The 16728-nt window shown below is 64.3% G+C and carries 15 protein-coding genes and 1 pseudogene; 12 read left to right on the forward strand and 4 right to left on the reverse strand.

Features of this window, described 5'->3' with window-relative positions; all coding sequences use genetic code 11:
- Positions 1-28: 28 nt before the first annotated feature.
- The 6 genes and pseudogenes from efp to QYR03_RS01840 all read left to right on the forward strand — a co-directional run bounded on the left by efp (position 29) and on the right by QYR03_RS01840 (position 5182).
- The gene (gene efp / locus QYR03_RS01815; protein WP_259850676.1) at positions 29-592 is read left to right on the forward strand and encodes an elongation factor P; all 564 of its coding nucleotides are present in this window, start codon (positions 29-31) and stop codon (positions 590-592) included.
- Positions 593-664: 72 nt separating this feature from the next.
- Positions 665-1111, forward strand: a pseudogene (gene nusB, locus QYR03_RS01820) (transcription antitermination factor NusB); the annotation flags it as partial.
- A 265-nt stretch (positions 1112-1376) separates the two neighbouring features.
- Positions 1377-2225, forward strand: coding sequence for a PPK2 family polyphosphate kinase (locus tag QYR03_RS01825; RefSeq protein ID WP_301712374.1), 849 nt, complete (start codon positions 1377-1379; stop codon positions 2223-2225).
- A 122-nt stretch (positions 2226-2347) separates the two neighbouring features.
- A complete protein-coding gene (locus tag QYR03_RS01830; protein WP_301712445.1) occupies positions 2348-3337 on the forward strand; it encodes a substrate-binding domain-containing protein in 990 nt (329 codons plus the stop codon).
- Between the two features lie 98 nt (positions 3338-3435).
- The gene (locus QYR03_RS01835; protein ID WP_259850860.1) at positions 3436-4419 is read left to right on the forward strand and encodes an ABC transporter permease; all 984 of its coding nucleotides are present in this window, start codon (positions 3436-3438) and stop codon (positions 4417-4419) included.
- Positions 4420-4423: 4 nt separating this feature from the next.
- Entirely contained in the window at positions 4424-5182 is a 759-nt protein-coding gene (locus QYR03_RS01840) for an ATP-binding cassette domain-containing protein (RefSeq protein ID WP_301712375.1), read from the forward strand.
- A gap of 62 nt (positions 5183-5244) precedes the next feature.
- Here QYR03_RS01840 and QYR03_RS01845 read toward each other — a convergent pair whose 3' ends face one another.
- The 4 genes from QYR03_RS01845 to QYR03_RS01860 are packed head-to-tail and all read right to left on the reverse strand — an operon-like array spanning position 5245 to position 8019.
- Positions 5245-5664 (reverse strand): hypothetical protein, encoded by a 420-nt coding sequence (locus QYR03_RS01845; RefSeq protein WP_301712376.1) that lies wholly within the window; start codon positions 5662-5664, stop codon positions 5245-5247.
- Positions 5664-6134, reverse strand: coding sequence for a hypothetical protein (locus tag QYR03_RS01850; RefSeq protein ID WP_301712377.1), 471 nt, complete (start codon positions 6132-6134; stop codon positions 5664-5666). Before QYR03_RS01850 ends, QYR03_RS01845 begins: the two co-directional genes overlap by 1 nt.
- Positions 6134-6622: a YbjN domain-containing protein gene (locus QYR03_RS01855; RefSeq protein WP_301712378.1), complete on the reverse strand. Its 489-nt coding sequence runs from the start codon at positions 6620-6622 to the stop codon at positions 6134-6136. The genes QYR03_RS01850 and QYR03_RS01855 overlap by 1 nt, the downstream gene beginning before the upstream one ends.
- A gap of 26 nt (positions 6623-6648) precedes the next feature.
- Positions 6649-8019, reverse strand: a complete 1371-nt coding sequence (locus QYR03_RS01860) for a TIGR01777 family oxidoreductase (protein WP_301712379.1) — start codon at positions 8017-8019, stop codon at positions 6649-6651.
- Positions 8020-8149: 130 nt separating this feature from the next.
- On the opposite strand from QYR03_RS01860, the gene pyrR reads away from it, so the two are divergent.
- The 6 genes from pyrR (at position 8150) to pyrF (ending at position 16532) form a co-directional block, all read left to right on the forward strand.
- Positions 8150-8704: a bifunctional pyr operon transcriptional regulator/uracil phosphoribosyltransferase PyrR gene (gene pyrR, locus QYR03_RS01865; RefSeq protein ID WP_301712380.1), complete on the forward strand. Its 555-nt coding sequence runs from the start codon at positions 8150-8152 to the stop codon at positions 8702-8704.
- Positions 8701-9660 (forward strand): aspartate carbamoyltransferase catalytic subunit, encoded by a 960-nt coding sequence (locus tag QYR03_RS01870; protein ID WP_301712381.1) that lies wholly within the window; start codon positions 8701-8703, stop codon positions 9658-9660. Before pyrR ends, QYR03_RS01870 begins: the two co-directional genes overlap by 4 nt.
- Positions 9657-10985, forward strand: coding sequence for a dihydroorotase (locus QYR03_RS01875; RefSeq protein WP_301712382.1), 1329 nt, complete (start codon positions 9657-9659; stop codon positions 10983-10985). The genes QYR03_RS01870 and QYR03_RS01875 overlap by 4 nt, the downstream gene beginning before the upstream one ends.
- A gap of 78 nt (positions 10986-11063) precedes the next feature.
- On the forward strand, positions 11064-12296 hold the full coding sequence (carA, locus tag QYR03_RS01880; RefSeq protein WP_301712383.1) for a glutamine-hydrolyzing carbamoyl-phosphate synthase small subunit: 1233 nt from the start codon (positions 11064-11066) through the stop codon (positions 12294-12296).
- Positions 12297-12311: 15 nt separating this feature from the next.
- Complete coding sequence (gene carB / locus QYR03_RS01885) at positions 12312-15674, forward strand: carbamoyl-phosphate synthase large subunit (RefSeq protein ID WP_301712384.1); 3363 nt, start codon at positions 12312-12314, stop codon at positions 15672-15674.
- Between the two features lie 6 nt (positions 15675-15680).
- The gene (gene pyrF, locus QYR03_RS01890; protein WP_301712385.1) at positions 15681-16532 is read left to right on the forward strand and encodes an orotidine-5'-phosphate decarboxylase; all 852 of its coding nucleotides are present in this window, start codon (positions 15681-15683) and stop codon (positions 16530-16532) included.
- The last annotated feature ends 196 nt before the right edge of the window (positions 16533-16728 follow it).

Below are 16728 nucleotides of genomic sequence, written 5' to 3' on the forward strand. Positions count from 1 at the left end.
CACCGAGCCGAAAATAAGGGAGAATATCGTGGCAACGACCGCTGATTTCAAGAACGGCCTTGTGCTCAAGGTTGACGGCAAGCTGCAGCAGATCATCGAGTTCCAGCACGTCAAGCCGGGCAAGGGCCCCGCGTTCGTGCGCACGAAGCTCAAGGATGTCGTCTCCGGCAAGACTGTCGACAAGACTTGGAACGCCGGCGTGAAGGTGGAGACCGCGACGGTGGACCGCCGCGACATGACCTACCTGTACAACGACGGCACCAATTACGTCGTCATGGACGACAAGACCTTCGAGCAGTACGAGCTCGGCGAGGACAAGTTCGGCGATGCCGCACGTTTCCTGCTGGAGAACATGCGCGTGCAGGTTTCCTTCCACGACGGTGAGGCACTCTTCGCCGAGCTGCCGATTTCCGTGGACCTGAAGGTGGAGCACACCGATCCGGGCCTGCAGGGCGACCGTTCCACCGGCGGCACCAAGCCGGCCCAGCTGGAGACGGGCGCTGAGATCCAGGTGCCGCTGTTCATCGAGACCGGCAACGTGCTCAAGGTCGACACACGCACCGGCGAGTACCTCTCCCGCGTCAACAACTAAGACGCACGAATGAAGGTGGATCCGCTCGGATCCACCTCATTTTTCCCTGCACCTTCTTTCTTGGTTGAGAAAATGCCTGATTACAAACGTCATGGTGCGCGCTACCGTGCGCGCCGCCGCGCAGTAGACATTCTCTTCGAGGCGGAGACCCGCGACATCGATCCCGTCTCCATCGTCGAGGACCGTGCCGCATTAGCCCAGGACCCGGCGAATGCGGTGGCCCCTGTCGCTGACTACACGCGCGAGATCATCGCTGGCGCCGCCGAGAATCTCGACGAGATCGACGATTCCATCGAGCGCTTCTTGTCCGAGAACTGGGAGCTAAACCGTCTCCCGGCAGTCGATCGCGCGATCCTCCGCGTTGCCACGTGGGAGATCCTCCAAAATGACGATGTCGCCCCGGCGATCATCATCGCCAACGCCATGGAGATGTCCACGGAATACGCCGGGGACAACGCCTCGCCGTACATTCACGCTGTCCTCGACGACATCATCCAGGCCAACGCCGCTGAGGCCCCGGAGATGGTGACCTCCCCGCCAGGCGCCGGTGTTGACACCGCCGATGATGAGTTCGGTACCGCCAATGAGTTTGATTCCGGCGATGAGCGGGGTGCGGAAGCTCCGCAGTTCAGTCCCGAAGTCGCTCCCGAGGTCACCGAATCCACCGAGCTCTCCGGTGGCACAGCGTGGATCGGGCTGAATCCGGAAGCCGAGCAGCCGGAAGCCGAGCAGCCGGAGACGAATGCACCGGCGGCAGAAGAGAAGGAATAGGAGTCGCGCAGCCATGGCGAAGGTGTCCATCAAGGAAGCGGAGAAACTCCGCGTCGACGACGACTTCACAATCGCCGACGTCGATCCTGAATCCACGCCGGGCGTGGACGAGGACGACATCGACGACGCTTTCGAAAAGTACGACGAGGAGATAGCCGAGCTCCACGACTGCCTGTACGCCAACGGCCGCGCCGGCAACGAGAACGCAGGGTCGATCCTTCTCGTGCTGCAAGGAATGGACACCTCCGGCAAGGGCGGGATCATCCGCCACGTCGTCGGCGATCTCCTAGACCCGCAAGGCGTGCACATCAAAGCCTTCGGCAAGCCGACCGAGGAAGAGCAAAAGCACGACTTTCTGTGGCGGATCAAGCCCCACCTCCCGGAGCCGGGCATGGTGAGCGTTTTCGACCGCTCCCACTACGAGGATGTGCTCGTCCAACGCGTGCGCGAGATGGCACCGCCGGAGGAAATTGAGCGCCGCTACGGCGCAATTGTGGACTTCGAGGCGGAAGCCGCGGCGAACGGCACCAAGATCATCAAGGTGATGCCGCACATCTCAAAGGCATTCCAGGGAGAGAACCTGCGCAAGCGTATCGAGCGCGAGGACAAGCACTGGAAGTACAACCCGGGAGACATCGACGACCGCATGCTCTGGGACGAGTTCCAAGAGGCCTACGAGATCGCGATGAAGCGGACCTCCACCGATGCCGCGCCGTGGTACTGCGTGCCTTCCGACGACAAGGACTACTGCCGCACCGTGGTCAAGACCTTGTTGTTGAAGGCGCTTCGCGAGCTGAACCTCGAGTGGCCGGCTGCAGATTTCGACCGCGATCTGGAACTGAAGCGGCTCGAAGAGTCCTAAAGTTCCGGTGCCTCGCTCCGACATCCCGGACGGCTGGGGGCACGAATATTTCTTGATCGGTAAAGCAGCTCCGGAATGCCCGCTTTCTCGCACATGCGGGGCACACTAGATGAGTGCTAAAGATCGGAAAGTTTTTCAAGGCAGCGGCTATCACCGCAGCTGTTGGGCTGGCGGGAGCAGGCTGCTCGGCCACAGGCGGCGCGCCGCGCAATAACGGTTCTGACGGGACTGCAGGCGGAGTGGACACTCCGCGCTATGTCGTGGCGATGGTCACCCACGGCGCGCCCGGCGACACCTACTGGGACCTCGTGCGTAAGGGGGCGGAGGACGCGGCCAAGAAGGACAATATCGAGCTGCGCTACTCGTCCGACCCGCAGGCGCCCAACCAAGCGAATCTGGTGCGCAGCGCTGTGGACTCGAAGGTCGACGGCATCGCAGTGACGTTGCCCAATGCGGAAGCAATTGGGCCGGCGGCGCAGAGCGCCGTTGACGCAGGCATCCCCACCGTCGGCCTGAATGCGGGCATGGACGAGTACACCAAGTACGGCATCACCGGCTTCTTCGGCCAGGACGAGACGATCGCCGGCACCACAGCGGGTGAACGCCTCAAGGAGGAGGGGAAGAAGAAAGTGCTCTGCGTGATTCACGAGCAGGGCAACTCCTCCCAGGAGGCCCGCTGCGACGGAGTGAAGAAGGGCCTCGGCGGTGGAGAGGTCGAGATCCTCTACGTCAACGGCCAGGACCTGACATCCGTGCAGTCGACAATCAACTCGAAGTTGAGCCAGGACTCCAGCTTCGACACTGTCTTCGCGCTGCAGGCTCCAGTGGCCATGCGGGCCACAGAATCAGTCAAGCAGTCCGGTTCCGAGGCACAGGTGGTCACGTTCGACACGAACTCCGAGCTTGTCGGCGCGATCGCTGACGGGCGCGTCGCTTGGGCAGTCGACCAGCAGCCGTATCTCCAGGGCTACCTGGCGGTCGACTCGCTGTGGGTGGCCAAGCGCAATGGTGGCACGTTCGGCGGGGGGCAGCCGGTGTTCACCGGACCGAGTTTCGTGGACAGCAGCAACGTGGACACGATTGCTGAAGCCGCGAAGGAAGGGCTGCGATGAGCACGGCCGCACCTGAACCCGTCACAAAGGTCAAAGCGACAGCGCATGTCTCCCCGCAAGACACCAACGCCGACGACCGTCTGCGCACCCACACCGGAATGGCGAAACTGATTCGTCGCCCGGAGTTGGCCAGCCTGCTCGGCTTCCTGGCTATTTTCGCGCTCTTTCTCGCGGTGGCGCCCGCGTTTCGTTCTTTCGAGGCAATGGCGACGATTCTCTACGCCAGCTCGACTCTCGGCATCGTGGCGCTCGCCGTCGGCTTGCTCATGATCGGCGGCGAATTCGACTTGTCCTCCGGTGTCGCCGTGACTACGGCGGCGCTGGCGGCGACGATGCTCAACTACAACCTGCACTTGAATTCGTGGGTCGGGGCAGGACTCGCATTGGTGATTTCCTTGTCCATCGGCGCTTTGAACGGATTCTTAGTCTCCCGCACAGGCATCGACAGCTTCTTGATCACTCTGGCGGCTTTCCTCATGCTGCAAGGATTGAACCTGGCCGTCACCAAACTTGTCACCGGCCAGGTGGCCACCCCGACGATCGCAGACATGGAGGGCTTCCCGTCTGCGCGGACATTCTTTGCCGGTAGCTTCCACATCGGCGATGTGCGCATCAGCGTCACTGTGCTGTGGTGGCTGCTTTTCGTCGCCATCGCGTCCTTCGTGCTCTTCCGCACGAAATTCGGCAACTGGATCACCGCGGTCGGCGGCGACGAGGACGCTGCCCGCGCAGTCGGCGTCCCGGTCGGCCGGGTCAAGGTCGCCCTGTTCATGACGGTCGGCTTCGCGGCATGGTTCGTGGGCATGCACACCTTGTTCGCCTTCGACTCCATCCAGGCAGGGCAGGGCGTGGGCAACGAATTCTTGTACATCATCGCGGCCGTCATCGGCGGCTGTGCGATGAAGGGCGGCCGCGGCACAGCGATCGGAACGATGATCGGCGCACTGATCTTCGGCATGACCAATCAGGGCATCGTTTATGCCGGGTGGAACCCCGACTGGTTCAAATTCTTCCTTGGCGCGATGCTCCTGTTCGCAGTGTTCACCAACACGTCGTTCGCCAACATCACGAAACGGAGGTAGCTCGATGGCCATCATTGAATTGCGGGACATCACCAAGTCCTACGGCAGTTTCGACGCTCTCCGCGGGGTCGACCTCGACATCGAGGAAGGCGAAGTCACGTGTGTCCTCGGCGACAACGGCGCGGGCAAGTCGACGTTGATCAAGATCCTCGCGGGATTGCACGAGCCGACGAGCGGAGAGCTGCTTATCGACGGCTCCCCGGTCACCTTCTCCTCACCCCGCCAGGCCATTGATGCGGGCATTGCGACGGTCTACCAGACCTTGGCAGTGGTGGATGAGCTGAGCGTGTGGCGGAATTTCTTCCTCGGCCAGGAACTAACCGGCGCATTCGGGGTGCTCAAACAGGAGGAGATGAAACGCATCTGCTCCGAGCAGTTGCTGGAGATGGGAATCGACATCCCCGACGTGAATGTGGAGGCCGGGAACCTCTCCGGGGGCCAGCGCCAGGTCGTCGCGATTGCCCGCGCAGTCTATTTCGGTGCCCGCGTGGTGGTGCTCGACGAGCCCACCGCGGCACTTGGCGTGAAGCAATCGGGCGTGGTGCTCAAGTTCATCGCTTCAGCACGGGACCGTGGAGTGGCCATCGTTTTTGTCACCCATAACCCGCATCACGCGCACATGGTGGGGGACCACTTCACCATTTTGAAGCTCGGACGCCAGGAGTTGAACGCCTCCCGCGATGAGGTGACACTCGACGAGCTGACCCGCGAAATGTCCGGCGGAGCCGAGCTCGACGCGCTCAGCCACGAGCTGCGGAATTAATTCCCCCGAGTCCGCCAAGGCCCGCCGAGATCCACCACGTCCCATACGCGGTAGCGGGGGGACTACCGCACGGCATTATCTGGGGCTTTCCGCGGTTCGGAGGCGGCGGGCTCCGGCCGCGGTGTCGTCGTCACGGCGGCAGACGCTGCGGAGGTACTGGATGAGCTGGATATCTCACTATCGGTGTAGTTGACCGCCCACACGCCGAAGCCGACGACGAATAAGGTGCCGATGATCAGAAGGATGATCGGTAGCCCCAAGGTGAAGAGCACGACCAACGCGGAGGCGCAGCCGCCTGCTGACTGATCGTTCTGCGGCATCGCGTAATACGGTGACGGTCCGCCCATCGGTGCCCCATACGGCTGGCCCGGTTGACCCGGTTGACCCTGCTGGCCCGGCTGGTGGCCGTTGAGCTGGTACCCGCCGGCCGGCTGCTGCGGGTTGTTGTCCGGGTACTGGGGGCCGTACGGGGGATACGTCATTACTGTGCTCCGCCGTTCGTTTCAGCGGCTGCCTGGGCTTCGGCGATCTGCTCGGATAGAGCCGACATCGCGTTGTGGGCGCTGACCACGCCGTTGACTGCCGCGGAGACGGCGGAGCGCAGCTGTGCGTCAGTCATGCCGGCGGCGACGGACTGCTCGGCCTCGGTGCGGACCACGAGATTCTCGGCGCGGTTGCCCACGATGGCGCGGGCGCCGATCAGCGTGGAGTTCACCTCGTTCGCCGCCAGGTAGTAGGTCGCGTCGGGGGAGTCGGCGGCAGTGTCGGTCTCGGAGTCTGCGCGGACGATGAACACCGAGTCGAGGAGAACCACCATGAGCTGGAGCTCTTCGTGGGTGCCGTGCGCGGCACGGCCGCTTTCATCGGCGGTGATGCCAATGCCGGATTGGGATGCAGCGTGGACAATGCGGTCGATGGTGACCAAAGAAGGGGTGGCGGAATCAGCGGACATTAGTTCTCCTCCCACGTGACTGCTGTCGGGAACGAATCGGCCAGGAAACTGAACGCCTGCATCGTCGCCTGGATCGACGTGACAACGAATGCACCGAGCTGGTTCGTCGACAAGCCTTTGCTCACATCGAGAGTGCGCACGCCGGTGATCGCGAGGGTCTCCTCCTCGCTCTGGAAGAAGCGCAGCGTCGGAGTGAAGTGCGACTGGTTGAATTCATTGCAGGCGTACAGCAGCGAGGAGACATCCTCGGGCTCGAATTCGCCGCGCCACACGGACTCGAAGAGGAGCTTTCCGTCGTCGAAGGTGAACACCATCGCGGCGTTGACGAAGCCGGTGCGCACCACGGGCTCCTCCAAGCGGTACTCGAGGTTCTCCCCCTCGAGCACATTGGCGATATCGGTGAGCGTCACCTCGCGGACAGTGTCCTCGCTGGCGCTCGCACCGGCCGCTGCCGCCTCGGGGGCTGAATTGTCGTTCGGTGTGGTCATGGCACCCAAGGCTACATCGTGGCTCCCTACAGGGCTGAAGTTTGCTCAACGTCCAGGAAGTCTTCTTTGCCCAGCTCGTGTCGCAACGCTTCGACGAGGGTGGGGTAGCGGAAATGGTGGCCGAGACCGTTTAAGACCGCCGGTGCCACACGCTGGTCGGCCAGCGCCAGCTCGCGGGCACCCTCATCGCCCAGGAGGAGCTTGGGACCTAACTCGGGGATCCCCATCAATTCCGGCCGGTGCAGTAGGGATGTGAGCGTGCGGGACAGCTCCGCGTTGGTCACCGGGTTCGGGGCAGTGGCGTTGACCGGACCGGCGAGTGCGTCGTCGACAAGCGCGCGGAAATAGATGTCGGTCAGGTCGTCGAGCGCGACCCAGGACATCCAGAAGTCGCCGCCGCCGAAACGGGCGCTCATTGCCGTCTGCGCGGAAAGCCTCAGCAGCGGCAGGAGACCGCCCGCGCCGGAGAGCGCCAGACCCGTGCGGATATTCACGGTGCGCACCCCGGCGTCGCGGGCGTAGCTGGTGGCGCGCTCCCACTGGTCCACGACATCGGCGAGGAAGCCATCCCCAAGTGGATCGGCCTCCGTGCGGGGCGGGCTGCCGGCATCGGTGCCGTAGAAGCCCACCGCTGATGCGCTGACGAATGTCGCCACTCCGGAATCGGCGGCGAGCTGCGCCAGGCGGCGCGTCGGGCCGATGCGCGAGGAGTAGATCTCCGCCTTGTGGGCGTCGGTGAACCGGCCCATGATCGACTCGCCGGCAAGGTGGACCACTGCATCCACACCGTCGAGAAGACTCCTGTCCGGGTTGTCCATGTCCCAGTGCCGCTGGCCGTCCCCGGCGTTTCCGCGGACGAGCTGGATGACGGAGTGGCCGGCGGTGCTCAACTGCGCCGACAACGCAGTGCCGACGAGCCCGCGGGAGCCAGTCATGGCGATGGTCAGCTTCTTTGCCGGCGCATCCGGACCGAGCTGGTCCATGCGCCCCAAAAACGCGATGTCCTCTGCCAACTGGTGCTGGCGGTAGGCGAAGGAGGGGGCTAGGACTGCCCCCGGGGCGGTGGTATGCACTGTGTCGGTGATGCGGGTGGAGGCACCGGCGGCCTCGAAGTGGTGCTCGTGGCGCCACTTGGTCAACTGCTTGACGGGGGCGTTGGCGGCTACATCGACGAACTTCTCCCGCTCGATGTAGCCGTCCGGCATGTGGCGTGCGACCCACTTCTGGCCAGCCGGAAGGGAAAAGACCGTCGTGCCGTCCTTCAGGGACGAAGCGCCGGAGAGCGCCTTCATGGGGAGGAACGGCGGAGTGAGCCGCTCAACTGCGCCGGGTTGGGTGTGCCACCGCCAGACGTCGTCAAGCGGCGCATGGATCGTGTGGGTGGCGGTGAGGCACATAAGCGGGCACCTGCTTCGATGAAATGAATGGGCGGGGAAGTGCTACTGTGGCAAGCGTCTACCAAGCATAGGCAGGCTCTAAAAGAAGCATCCTTTAAATTCCGCACAGAGAGGCGGGGAAGGAGGTTCGATGAGTGCCACTGAGTTGCTTGACGCTAGTGACGTCTCGCGCACTATTGCACGCATCGCGCACCAGATCATCGAGAAAACTGCACTCGATTCAGACGGTGCTCCACCAGTGATCATTCTGGGTATCCCCTCCGGAGGAGTGCCCCTGGCCGACCGCATTGCGGCGGCGATCGAGGAATTCTCGGGGGTGAGCGTTCCCGTCGGCAGCCTCGACGTCACGCTCTACCGCGACGATCTCCGCGGACGCCCGCACCGCGCGCTGGCTCCCACCGATATTCCGGGCAACATTAACGGCGCGACCATTGTTCTAGTCGATGACGTGCTGTTTTCCGGCCGCACGATCCGCGCCGCCCTCGACTCGCTCAGCGACATCGGCCGGCCCGAGGCTATCCAGCTCGCCGTCCTCGTCGACCGCGGGCACCGCGCACTGCCAATCCGCGCCGACTACGTGGGAAAGAACATCCCGACATCGCTCACTGAGGATGTCCGTGTCACGCTGACTCCGCTCGACGACGCTGATGCGGTTCTCCTGATGAAAGAGGAGGGAGAAGAGTGAAGCACCTCATTAGCATCGCGGATCTGAGCCACGAGGAGATCATCGGTCTGATGGACGAGGCCGATCGTTTCCGCGAGGCCCTCGACGGCCGCGAAATGAAGAAGCTGCCGACACTGCGCGGGCGCACCGTGTTCACGTTGTTCTACGAGAACTCCACCCGTACCCGTTCCTCGTTCGAGACCGCCGGCAAGTGGATGAGCGCCGATGTGATCAACGTCTCCGCGTCGAGCTCGAGCGTGAAGAAGGGCGAGTCCCTCAAGGACACCGCGAGCACCCTGCGCGCAGTCGGTGCTGACGCGATCATCATGCGCCACCCGTCATCCGGCGCGCCGAACCTGTTGCGTGAGTGGGTGCCGGGCGCGTCCATCATCAACGCCGGTGACGGCTCGCACCAGCACCCGACGCAGGCGCTTCTCGACGCTGTGACGATGCGCCAGCGCATCGGCGACGTGGCCGGCAAGAAGGTCCTCATCGTCGGCGACATCCTGCATTCCCGCGTGGCGCGCTCTAATGTCGACCTGCTGTCCACGCTTGGTGCAGAGGTCGTTCTCGTCGCCCCACCGACGCTGCTGCCCACCGGGGTGGAGCACTGGCCGTGCCGCGTCGCCTACGACTTCGACGCGGAACTCGAATCGGCGGAAACGCCCAGCGTCGTCATGATGCTGCGCGTGCAGGCTGAGCGCATGAACGGCGGTTTCTTCCCGTCCCACCGCGAATACGCGGCGCTCTACGGACTGTCCAAGGACCGCGCCGAGAAGCTCGATAGCAGCACCCTGATCATGCATCCCGGCCCGATGCTGCGCGGCATGGAGATCAACTTCGATGTCGCCGACCGCCCCAACACCGTCGTCCTCGACCAGGTGACCAACGGCGTGTACACCCGCATGGCAGTGCTGTTCACTCTGCTCGCGGGGTCCGGAGATCCGGTCAGCCTTGAGGAAGGAGCCACCAAATGACCACGCTCGCACTCAACAACGTCCGCCCCTACGGGGAGGACGAGACCAATATCCTCATCGACGTCGCCGACGGCGTGATCGACTCCATCGGCGAGAACCCCTTCAACGACGCGGACGAGGTCATGGACTGCGGCGGCAAGGTCCTGCTGCCGGGGCTCGTGGACATGCACGTGCACCTGCGCGAGCCCGGCCGCGAGGACACCGAGACGATCGCCACCGGTTCCGACGCCGCGGCCAGGGGCGGTTTCACAGCCGTGTTCACCATGGCTAACACCCAGCCAGTCATCGACCAGCCCTTCCTCGCCGACGCGGTGTGGGAGAAGGGCCAGGCATACGGGAAATGCGATGTCTACCCGGTCGGCTCCATCACGAAGGGGCTGGACGGCGACACTCTGACCGAGATCGGCTTGATGTCCCGCGGGCACGTGAAGATGTTCTCCGACGACGGCAAATGCGTCAACGACCCGCAGCTCATGCGCCGCGCCATCGAGTACGCGAAGGCCTACGATGTCGTGCTGGCCCAGCACGCTGAGGACCACCGCATGACGGAGGGGGCCTGCGCCCACGAGGGCGAGAACGCTGCCCGCCTGGGTCTGCGCGGCTGGCCGCGCGTGGCCGAGGAGTCCGTGATTGCTCGTGACCTGATTATGACGCGCGATTACGGCGGGCGCTACCACCTGTGCCATGCCTCCACCGAAGGAACTGTCTCCCTGCTGCGCTGGGCAAAGGAACAGGGCATCAAGGTCTCTGCCGAAGTGACGCCGCACCACTTGCTGCTCACCGATGCCAAGCTGGAGACCTACGACGGCGTCTACCGGGTCAATCCGCCGCTGAGGGAGGACCGCGACACCATCGCCCTGCGCGACGCGCTTCTTGACGGCACCATCGACATCGTGGCCACGGACCACGCCCCGCACGGCTCCGAAGACAAATGCGTGGAATTCGAAAACGCCAAGCCCGGCATGATCGGCCTGGAGACGTCGCTGGCGATTATCGCCAAGGTCTTCGTCGAGTCGGGCCTGGCTGATTGGCGCTTCGTGGCCAAGGTCATGAGCGAACGCCCCGCAGAGATTCTCCGTCTCGCGGACCAGGGCCGCCCCATTGCGGTGGGACAGCCAGCCAACCTCGTCCTCGTCGACCCGGACGCCGGGTGGACCGCGCTCGGCGACGAGATGGCGTCGAAGTCCCGCAACACCCCGTACGAGGGCGCGGAATTCGCGGCGCGCGTGGTGGGCACGTGGCTCCGCGGTGAACAGACCTTCCACCTCGCCGAGGTTGGAAGTGGAGCCGACAGCAACACCGACAAAAACACAGACACAGACTGACCAGCACGAGCGCCGCTCCCACATAGGGGAGAGGCGCAGAAGCAGCGTGAATAGAGCGAAACGAAGAAGGAAACACACATGAGCACTGAACGCATCCCCGCCGTGCTGGTACTGGCCGACGGCACCACGTTCCCGGGCTTCGCCTTTGGCGCGGCCGGCGCCGACACCGAGCCTGTGTTCGGCGAGGCCGTTTTCACCACTGCCATGACCGGCTACCAGGAGACGATGACGGACCCGTCCTACCACCGCCAGATCGTGGTGGCCACGGCTCCGCAGATCGGCAATACCGGGTGGAACGACGAGGACAACGAGTCCCACGACAACCGCATCTGGGTTGCCGGACTGGTGATCCGCGACTTGTCCAAGCGGGTCAGCAATTGGCGCGCTGAGCGCAGCCTCGAGGACGAGATGAGCAGCCAGGGCATCGTGGGCATCCACGGTGTGGACACCCGCTCGCTCGTGCGCCACCTGCGCAACTACGGCTCCATCGCCGCCGGCATCTTCATGGGCGAGCAGGCGCGCGGCGACGTCGACAAGCTTGCCGCCCTCGTCAAGGAGCAGCCCGCGATGTCGGGCGCGGACCTGTCCGCAGACGTGTCCACCGACGAGCCCTACGTGATCGAAGCGAAGGGGGACAAGCGCTACACCGTTGTTGCTTACGACATGGGCATCAAAACGGCGACCCCGGGGCACTTCTCCCAGCGGGGAATCGAGACAATCGTCGTCCCAGCCGGCACGCCGTACGCGGAGATCAAGAAGCACAACCCGGATGGGGTGTTCATCTCCAACGGCCCCGGCGACCCGGCGACCGCCGACGACATGGTGGCGGTCACCCGCGACATCATCGCCGACGGCACACCGCTGTTCGGCATCTGCTTTGGCAACCAGATCCTGGGTCGCGCGCTCGGACTGGACACCTACAAGCTGAAGTTCGGCCATCGCGGTGTGAATGTCCCAGTGAAGAACCACACCAGCGGGAAAATCGACATCACCTCCCAGAACCACGGCTTCGCAGTGAAGGCGCCGGAAGGCTTCACCTCTGAGAAGATCGCGGCAGGAACGACATTCGACACCGATTTCGGTCCGGCGCTGATCACGCACACCTGCCTCAACGACGGCGTCGTCGAGGGCGTGGCACTCGAGTCCGGCATGGCGTACTCCGTGCAGTACCACCCGGAATCCGCCGCCGGCCCGCACGACGCGAACCCGCTCTTCGACCAGTTCGTGAAGCTCATGGACGGCCACAAGGCGAAGAAGAACGGCACCACCACCAGCACCGGCAGCGCAGCCGCGGCCACCGAGCAGAACTAACCAGGAAGGGAACTAATGAAACGCGACGACATCAACCACGTCCTGGTCATCGGCTCTGGCCCGATCGTGATCGGCCAGGCCTGCGAGTTCGACTACTCGGGCACCCAGGCGTGCCGCGTGCTCAAGGAGGAAGGCCTCCGCGTCACATTGATCAACTCCAACCCGGCGACGATCATGACCGACCCGGAATTCGCCGACCACACCTACGTCGAGCCGATCCAGCCGGAATACATCGACCGCATCCTCGCCCGTGAAGCAGAGCAGGGCCATAAGGTCGACGCTATCCTGGCCACGCTCGGCGGGCAGACCGCCCTGAACGCCGCGATCCAGCTCGACCGCCAGGGCATTCTGGCCAAGCACGGCGTCGAGCTCATCGGCGCGAATATCGACGCGATCGAGCGCGGCGAGGACCGCCAGAAATTCAAGGACATCGTGGCAAAGATCGGCGGCGATTCCGCACGCTCCCGCGTGTGCTTCAACATGGACGAAGTGAAGGAGACCGTGGCAGAGCTCGGCCTGCCCGTCGTTGTCCGCCCGTCCTTCACCATGGGCGGCCTCGGTTCCGGCCTCGCCTTCACCATGGAGGATTTGGAACGCATCGCCGGCGACGGCTTGGACGCCAGCCCGGAGGCGAACGTCCTCATCGAGGAGTCCATCCTCGGCTGGAAGGAATTCGAGCTCGAGCTCATGCGCGACGGCGACGACAACGTAGTCGTGATTGCCTCGATCGAGAACGTCGACGCTCTCGGTGTCCACACCGGCGACTCTGTCACGGTGGCCCCGGCGTTGACGCTGACCGACCGCGAGTTCCAGACCATGCGCGACCAGGGCATCGCGATCATCCGCGAGGTGGGCGTGGACACCGGCGGCTGCAATATCCAGTTCGCGGTCAACCCCGTCGACGGCCGCATCATCACCATCGAGATGAACCCGCGCGTGTCGCGCTCTTCCGCGCTGGCTTCCAAGGCCACCGGATTCCCGATCGCCAAGATCGCCTCGAAGCTGGCCATCGGGTACACCCTTGACGAGATCACCAACGACATCACCGGCGTGACGCCGGCCGCGTTCGAGCCGACGCTCGACTACGTGATTGTGAAGATGCCGCGCTTCGCCTTCGAGAAATTCCCGGGCGCGGACGAGACCTTGGGCACCTCCATGAAGGCGGTGGGCGAGGCCATGGGCATCGGCCGCAACTACATCCAGGGCCTGAACAAGGTCATGCGTTCCATGGAGGATAAACCGAGCGGTTTCTGGACGAAGCCGGACGAGTACTTCGCTGAGGGACGCGAGAAGGACCTCGCCGCCGTCCTCGACGACCTGAAGCGCCCGACAGATAAGCGCATGTACGACGTTGAGCTTGCGCTCCGCCTCGGAGGCACCATCGAGCAGGTCTACGAGGCGAGCGGCATCGATCCGTGGTTCCTCGCCGAGCTCGAGGCGCTCATCGATTTCCGCGGGCAGCTTATCGATGCCCCGGTCCTCGACGCCGACCTGCTGCGCGAGGCCAAGGTGTACGGGCTTTCCGACGCCCAGATCGCCGCGCTCCGCCCGGAGCTCGCCGGTGAAGACGGTGTGCGCTCCCTGCGCTGGTCCTTGGGCATCCACCCGGTGTACAAGACGGTGGACACCTGCGCCGGCGAATTCGAGGCGCAAACGCCGTACCACTACTCGGCCTACGAGTACGACCCGCACGCCGAGTCCGAGGCAGGGGCCGTGGGGGCCGCGCAGGGCGGCACAGCCAAGGAGAAGGTCATCATCCTGGGCTCCGGCCCGAATCGCATCGGGCAGGGAATCGAGTTCGACTACTCCTGCGTTCACGCGGCGCTCGAGCTCTCCCGTGTGGGTTACGAAACGGTCATGGTCAACTGCAACCCGGAGACTGTCTCCACCGACTACGACACCGCCGACCGGCTGTACTTCGAGCCGTTGACGTTCGAGGATGTCATGGAGATCTACCGTGCCGAGGCGGCGACGGGCGCCGTTGCCGGCGTGATCGTCCAGCTTGGCGGCCAGACTCCGCTGGGCCTCGCGCAGAAGCTCGCCGACGCAGGTGTTCCCGTCGTGGGCACCACCCCGGAGGCCATCGACATGGCGGAGGACCGCGGCGAATTCGGCAAGGTCCTCGAGGAGGCGAAGCTGCCTGCTCCGGCCTACGGCACCGCGACCTCCTTCGACGGCGCCCGCGAGGTCGCCGACCGCATCGGCTACCCGGTCTTGGTCCGCCCCTCCTATGTGCTCGGCGGCCGCGGAATGGAGATCGTCTACGACGAGGAGAACCTGCGCGACTACATCGACCGCGCGACCGAGCTCACCCCGGACCACCCGGTGCTCGTCGACCGCTTCCTGGACAACGCGATCGAGATCGACGTCGACGTACTGTCCGACGGTGAGGATGTCTACCTCGGCGGCGTGATGGAGCACATCGAGGAAGCCGGCATCCACTCCGGTGACTCCGCGTGTGCTCTGCCGCCGATGACTCTGGGGCCGGACGACATCGATAAGGTGCGCCGCTCCGCCGAGGCTCTGGCTCACGGTATCGGGGTCAAGGGCCTGATGAATGTCCAATTCGCGCTGAAGGACGACATCCTTTACGTCATCGAGGCCAACCCGCGAGCTTCCCGCACTGTGCCGTTCGTGTCCAAGGCAACCGGTGTGCACCTGGCCAAGGCGGCCTCCCGCATCATGATGGGTTCCACTATCGCGGAGCTGCAGTCCGAGGGGTTGCTCCCGACCGATTATGACGGTGGCTCGTTGCCGCTGGAGCACCCGATCGCGGTGAAGGAGGCGGTCCTGCCGTTCACCCGCTTCCGCCGCCCGGACGGTGCCGTGCTGGACACCATCCTCGGCCCCGAGATGAAGTCCACCGGCGAGGTCATGGGCCTTGCCCCGTCCTTCGGTGTCGCCTTCACGAAGGCGGAGGCAGCCGCATTCGGCGAACTGCCGACCGAGGGCACCGTGTTCGTCTCCCTGGCCAACCGTGACAAGCGCACACTGATCTTCCCGATCCAGCGCCTGTACACGATGGGCTTCAATGTGCTGGCGACGGAAGGCACCGCACAGATGCTGCGCCGCAACGGAATTGAGTGCGAAGTCGCGCTCAAGGCTTCCGAGGTGCGCGACGGTGTCGAGGGCAAGTCCATTGTCGACCGGATCCTGGAAGGCGAAGTGGACCTGGTTCTGAATACGCCGGCGGGTTCTGCCGGTGCACGCCACGACGGCTACGACATTCGCGCGGCGGCCGTTGTTTCCAGCGTGCCGATGATGACGACGGTCCAGGGCGTGACCGCGGCGGTGCAGGGCATCGAGGCCTTGCGCGCGAACGAGATCACCGTGACGAGCCTCCAGGAGCTCGACCACAACGGGCAGGCGGCGAAGTAGATGAGCGTGCAGGACACACCGCGCAACTTCGGTAACCGTCTCGTCGCGGCGGGGGAGGAATACGGCCGGCTCTGCGTCGGCATCGATCCCCACGAGGGGCTCCTCAACGCCTGGGGCTTGTCCCAGGATGTCGCCGGGCTCAGGGAGTTCTCACTCCGTTGCGTCGAGGCCTTCGCCGGCCACGTCGCCCTGATCAAGCCCCAGGTGGCGTTCTACGAGCGGTTCGGTTCCGCCGGCTTCGCGGTGCTCGAGGAGACACTTGAGCAGCTACGGGGCAGCGGTTCCCTGGTCGTGGCGGACGCGAAGCGCGGGGATATCGGCTCGACCATGGAGGGGTATGCCCTTGCGTGGTTGGACGCGAATTCACCGCTGTGCTGCGATGCGGTGACGCTGACTCCGTACCTCGGTGTCGGCTCGCTCACACCGGCGATCGAGCTCGCCGGTCGGGAGAACCGGGGTGTGTTCGTCATGTCCGCCAACTCCAACCCGGAAGCCGAAGCCTTCCAGGGGCAGACCCTCAGCGGCAGTGGTGTCACCGTGGCGCAGCAGATGGTGGACGAGTGCGCGGAATTCAACGTCGATAAGCGCGCCTCGCACAGCGGGGACACGCCCTACGTCGGGCACGTGGGCGTTGTGGTCGGTGCGACTGTGGCGTCCCCGCCGCGTCTCGAGGACCTCAATGCGCCGGTGCTCATGCCGGGCGTGGGCGCGCAGGGCGCGACGATGGAAAATGTGGCGCGGATCGCCGGAAAGCAGTCCCACCTTGTCTTCCCGAATGTCTCGCGCTCCGTTCTGTCCGCCGGTCCCGATGTTGCTGACCTGCGGAAAGCGGCGAAATCGCTGGTTGTGTCGGGCTAGATCAGCCCTGAACTACGCGAGGATGAAAACTGCTGGTAGGTTATAGGCGTCGATGCGATGACGTGGCAAAACACACCGCCAATCATCGTGTCAGGAACCGCTCAGTGGTACAGTTGTCCCACGTCGACGAGTTGCATCTATGTAATTCTTTTGCGACAGTGTCGAATCGGTTCAAAAGCTGGATCAGAACTTAACC

Origin of the sequence: Corynebacterium sp. P4-C1 (genome assembly GCF_030503595.1) — a bacterium.
GTDB lineage: Bacteria > Actinomycetota > Actinomycetes > Mycobacteriales > Mycobacteriaceae > Corynebacterium.

Excerpts from the sequence above, each read along its gene's own strand:
- QYR03_RS01875 (WP_301712382.1), top strand. The coding sequence starts at position 9,657 with ATGACCACGCTCGCACTCAACAACGTCCGCCCCTACGGGGAGGACGAG.
- carB (WP_301712384.1), top strand. The coding sequence starts at position 12,312 with ATGAAACGCGACGACATCAACCACGTCCTGGTCATCGGCTCTGGCCCG.
- QYR03_RS01840 (WP_301712375.1), top strand. The coding sequence starts at position 4,424 with ATGGCCATCATTGAATTGCGGGACATCACCAAGTCCTACGGCAGTTTC.
- QYR03_RS01835 (WP_259850860.1), top strand. The coding sequence starts at position 3,436 with ATGGCGAAACTGATTCGTCGCCCGGAGTTGGCCAGCCTGCTCGGCTTC.
- QYR03_RS01855 (WP_301712378.1), bottom strand. The coding sequence starts at position 6,622 with ATGACCACACCGAACGACAATTCAGCCCCCGAGGCGGCAGCGGCCGGT.
- QYR03_RS01860 (WP_301712379.1), bottom strand. The coding sequence starts at position 8,019 with ATGTGCCTCACCGCCACCCACACGATCCATGCGCCGCTTGACGACGTC.
- pyrR (WP_301712380.1), top strand. The coding sequence starts at position 8,150 with ATGAGTGCCACTGAGTTGCTTGACGCTAGTGACGTCTCGCGCACTATT.
- QYR03_RS01825 (WP_301712374.1), top strand. The coding sequence starts at position 1,377 with ATGGCGAAGGTGTCCATCAAGGAAGCGGAGAAACTCCGCGTCGACGAC.
- QYR03_RS01845 (WP_301712376.1), bottom strand. The coding sequence starts at position 5,664 with ATGACGTATCCCCCGTACGGCCCCCAGTACCCGGACAACAACCCGCAG.
- carA (WP_301712383.1), top strand. The coding sequence starts at position 11,064 with ATGAGCACTGAACGCATCCCCGCCGTGCTGGTACTGGCCGACGGCACC.
- QYR03_RS01850 (WP_301712377.1), bottom strand. The coding sequence starts at position 6,134 with ATGTCCGCTGATTCCGCCACCCCTTCTTTGGTCACCATCGACCGCATT.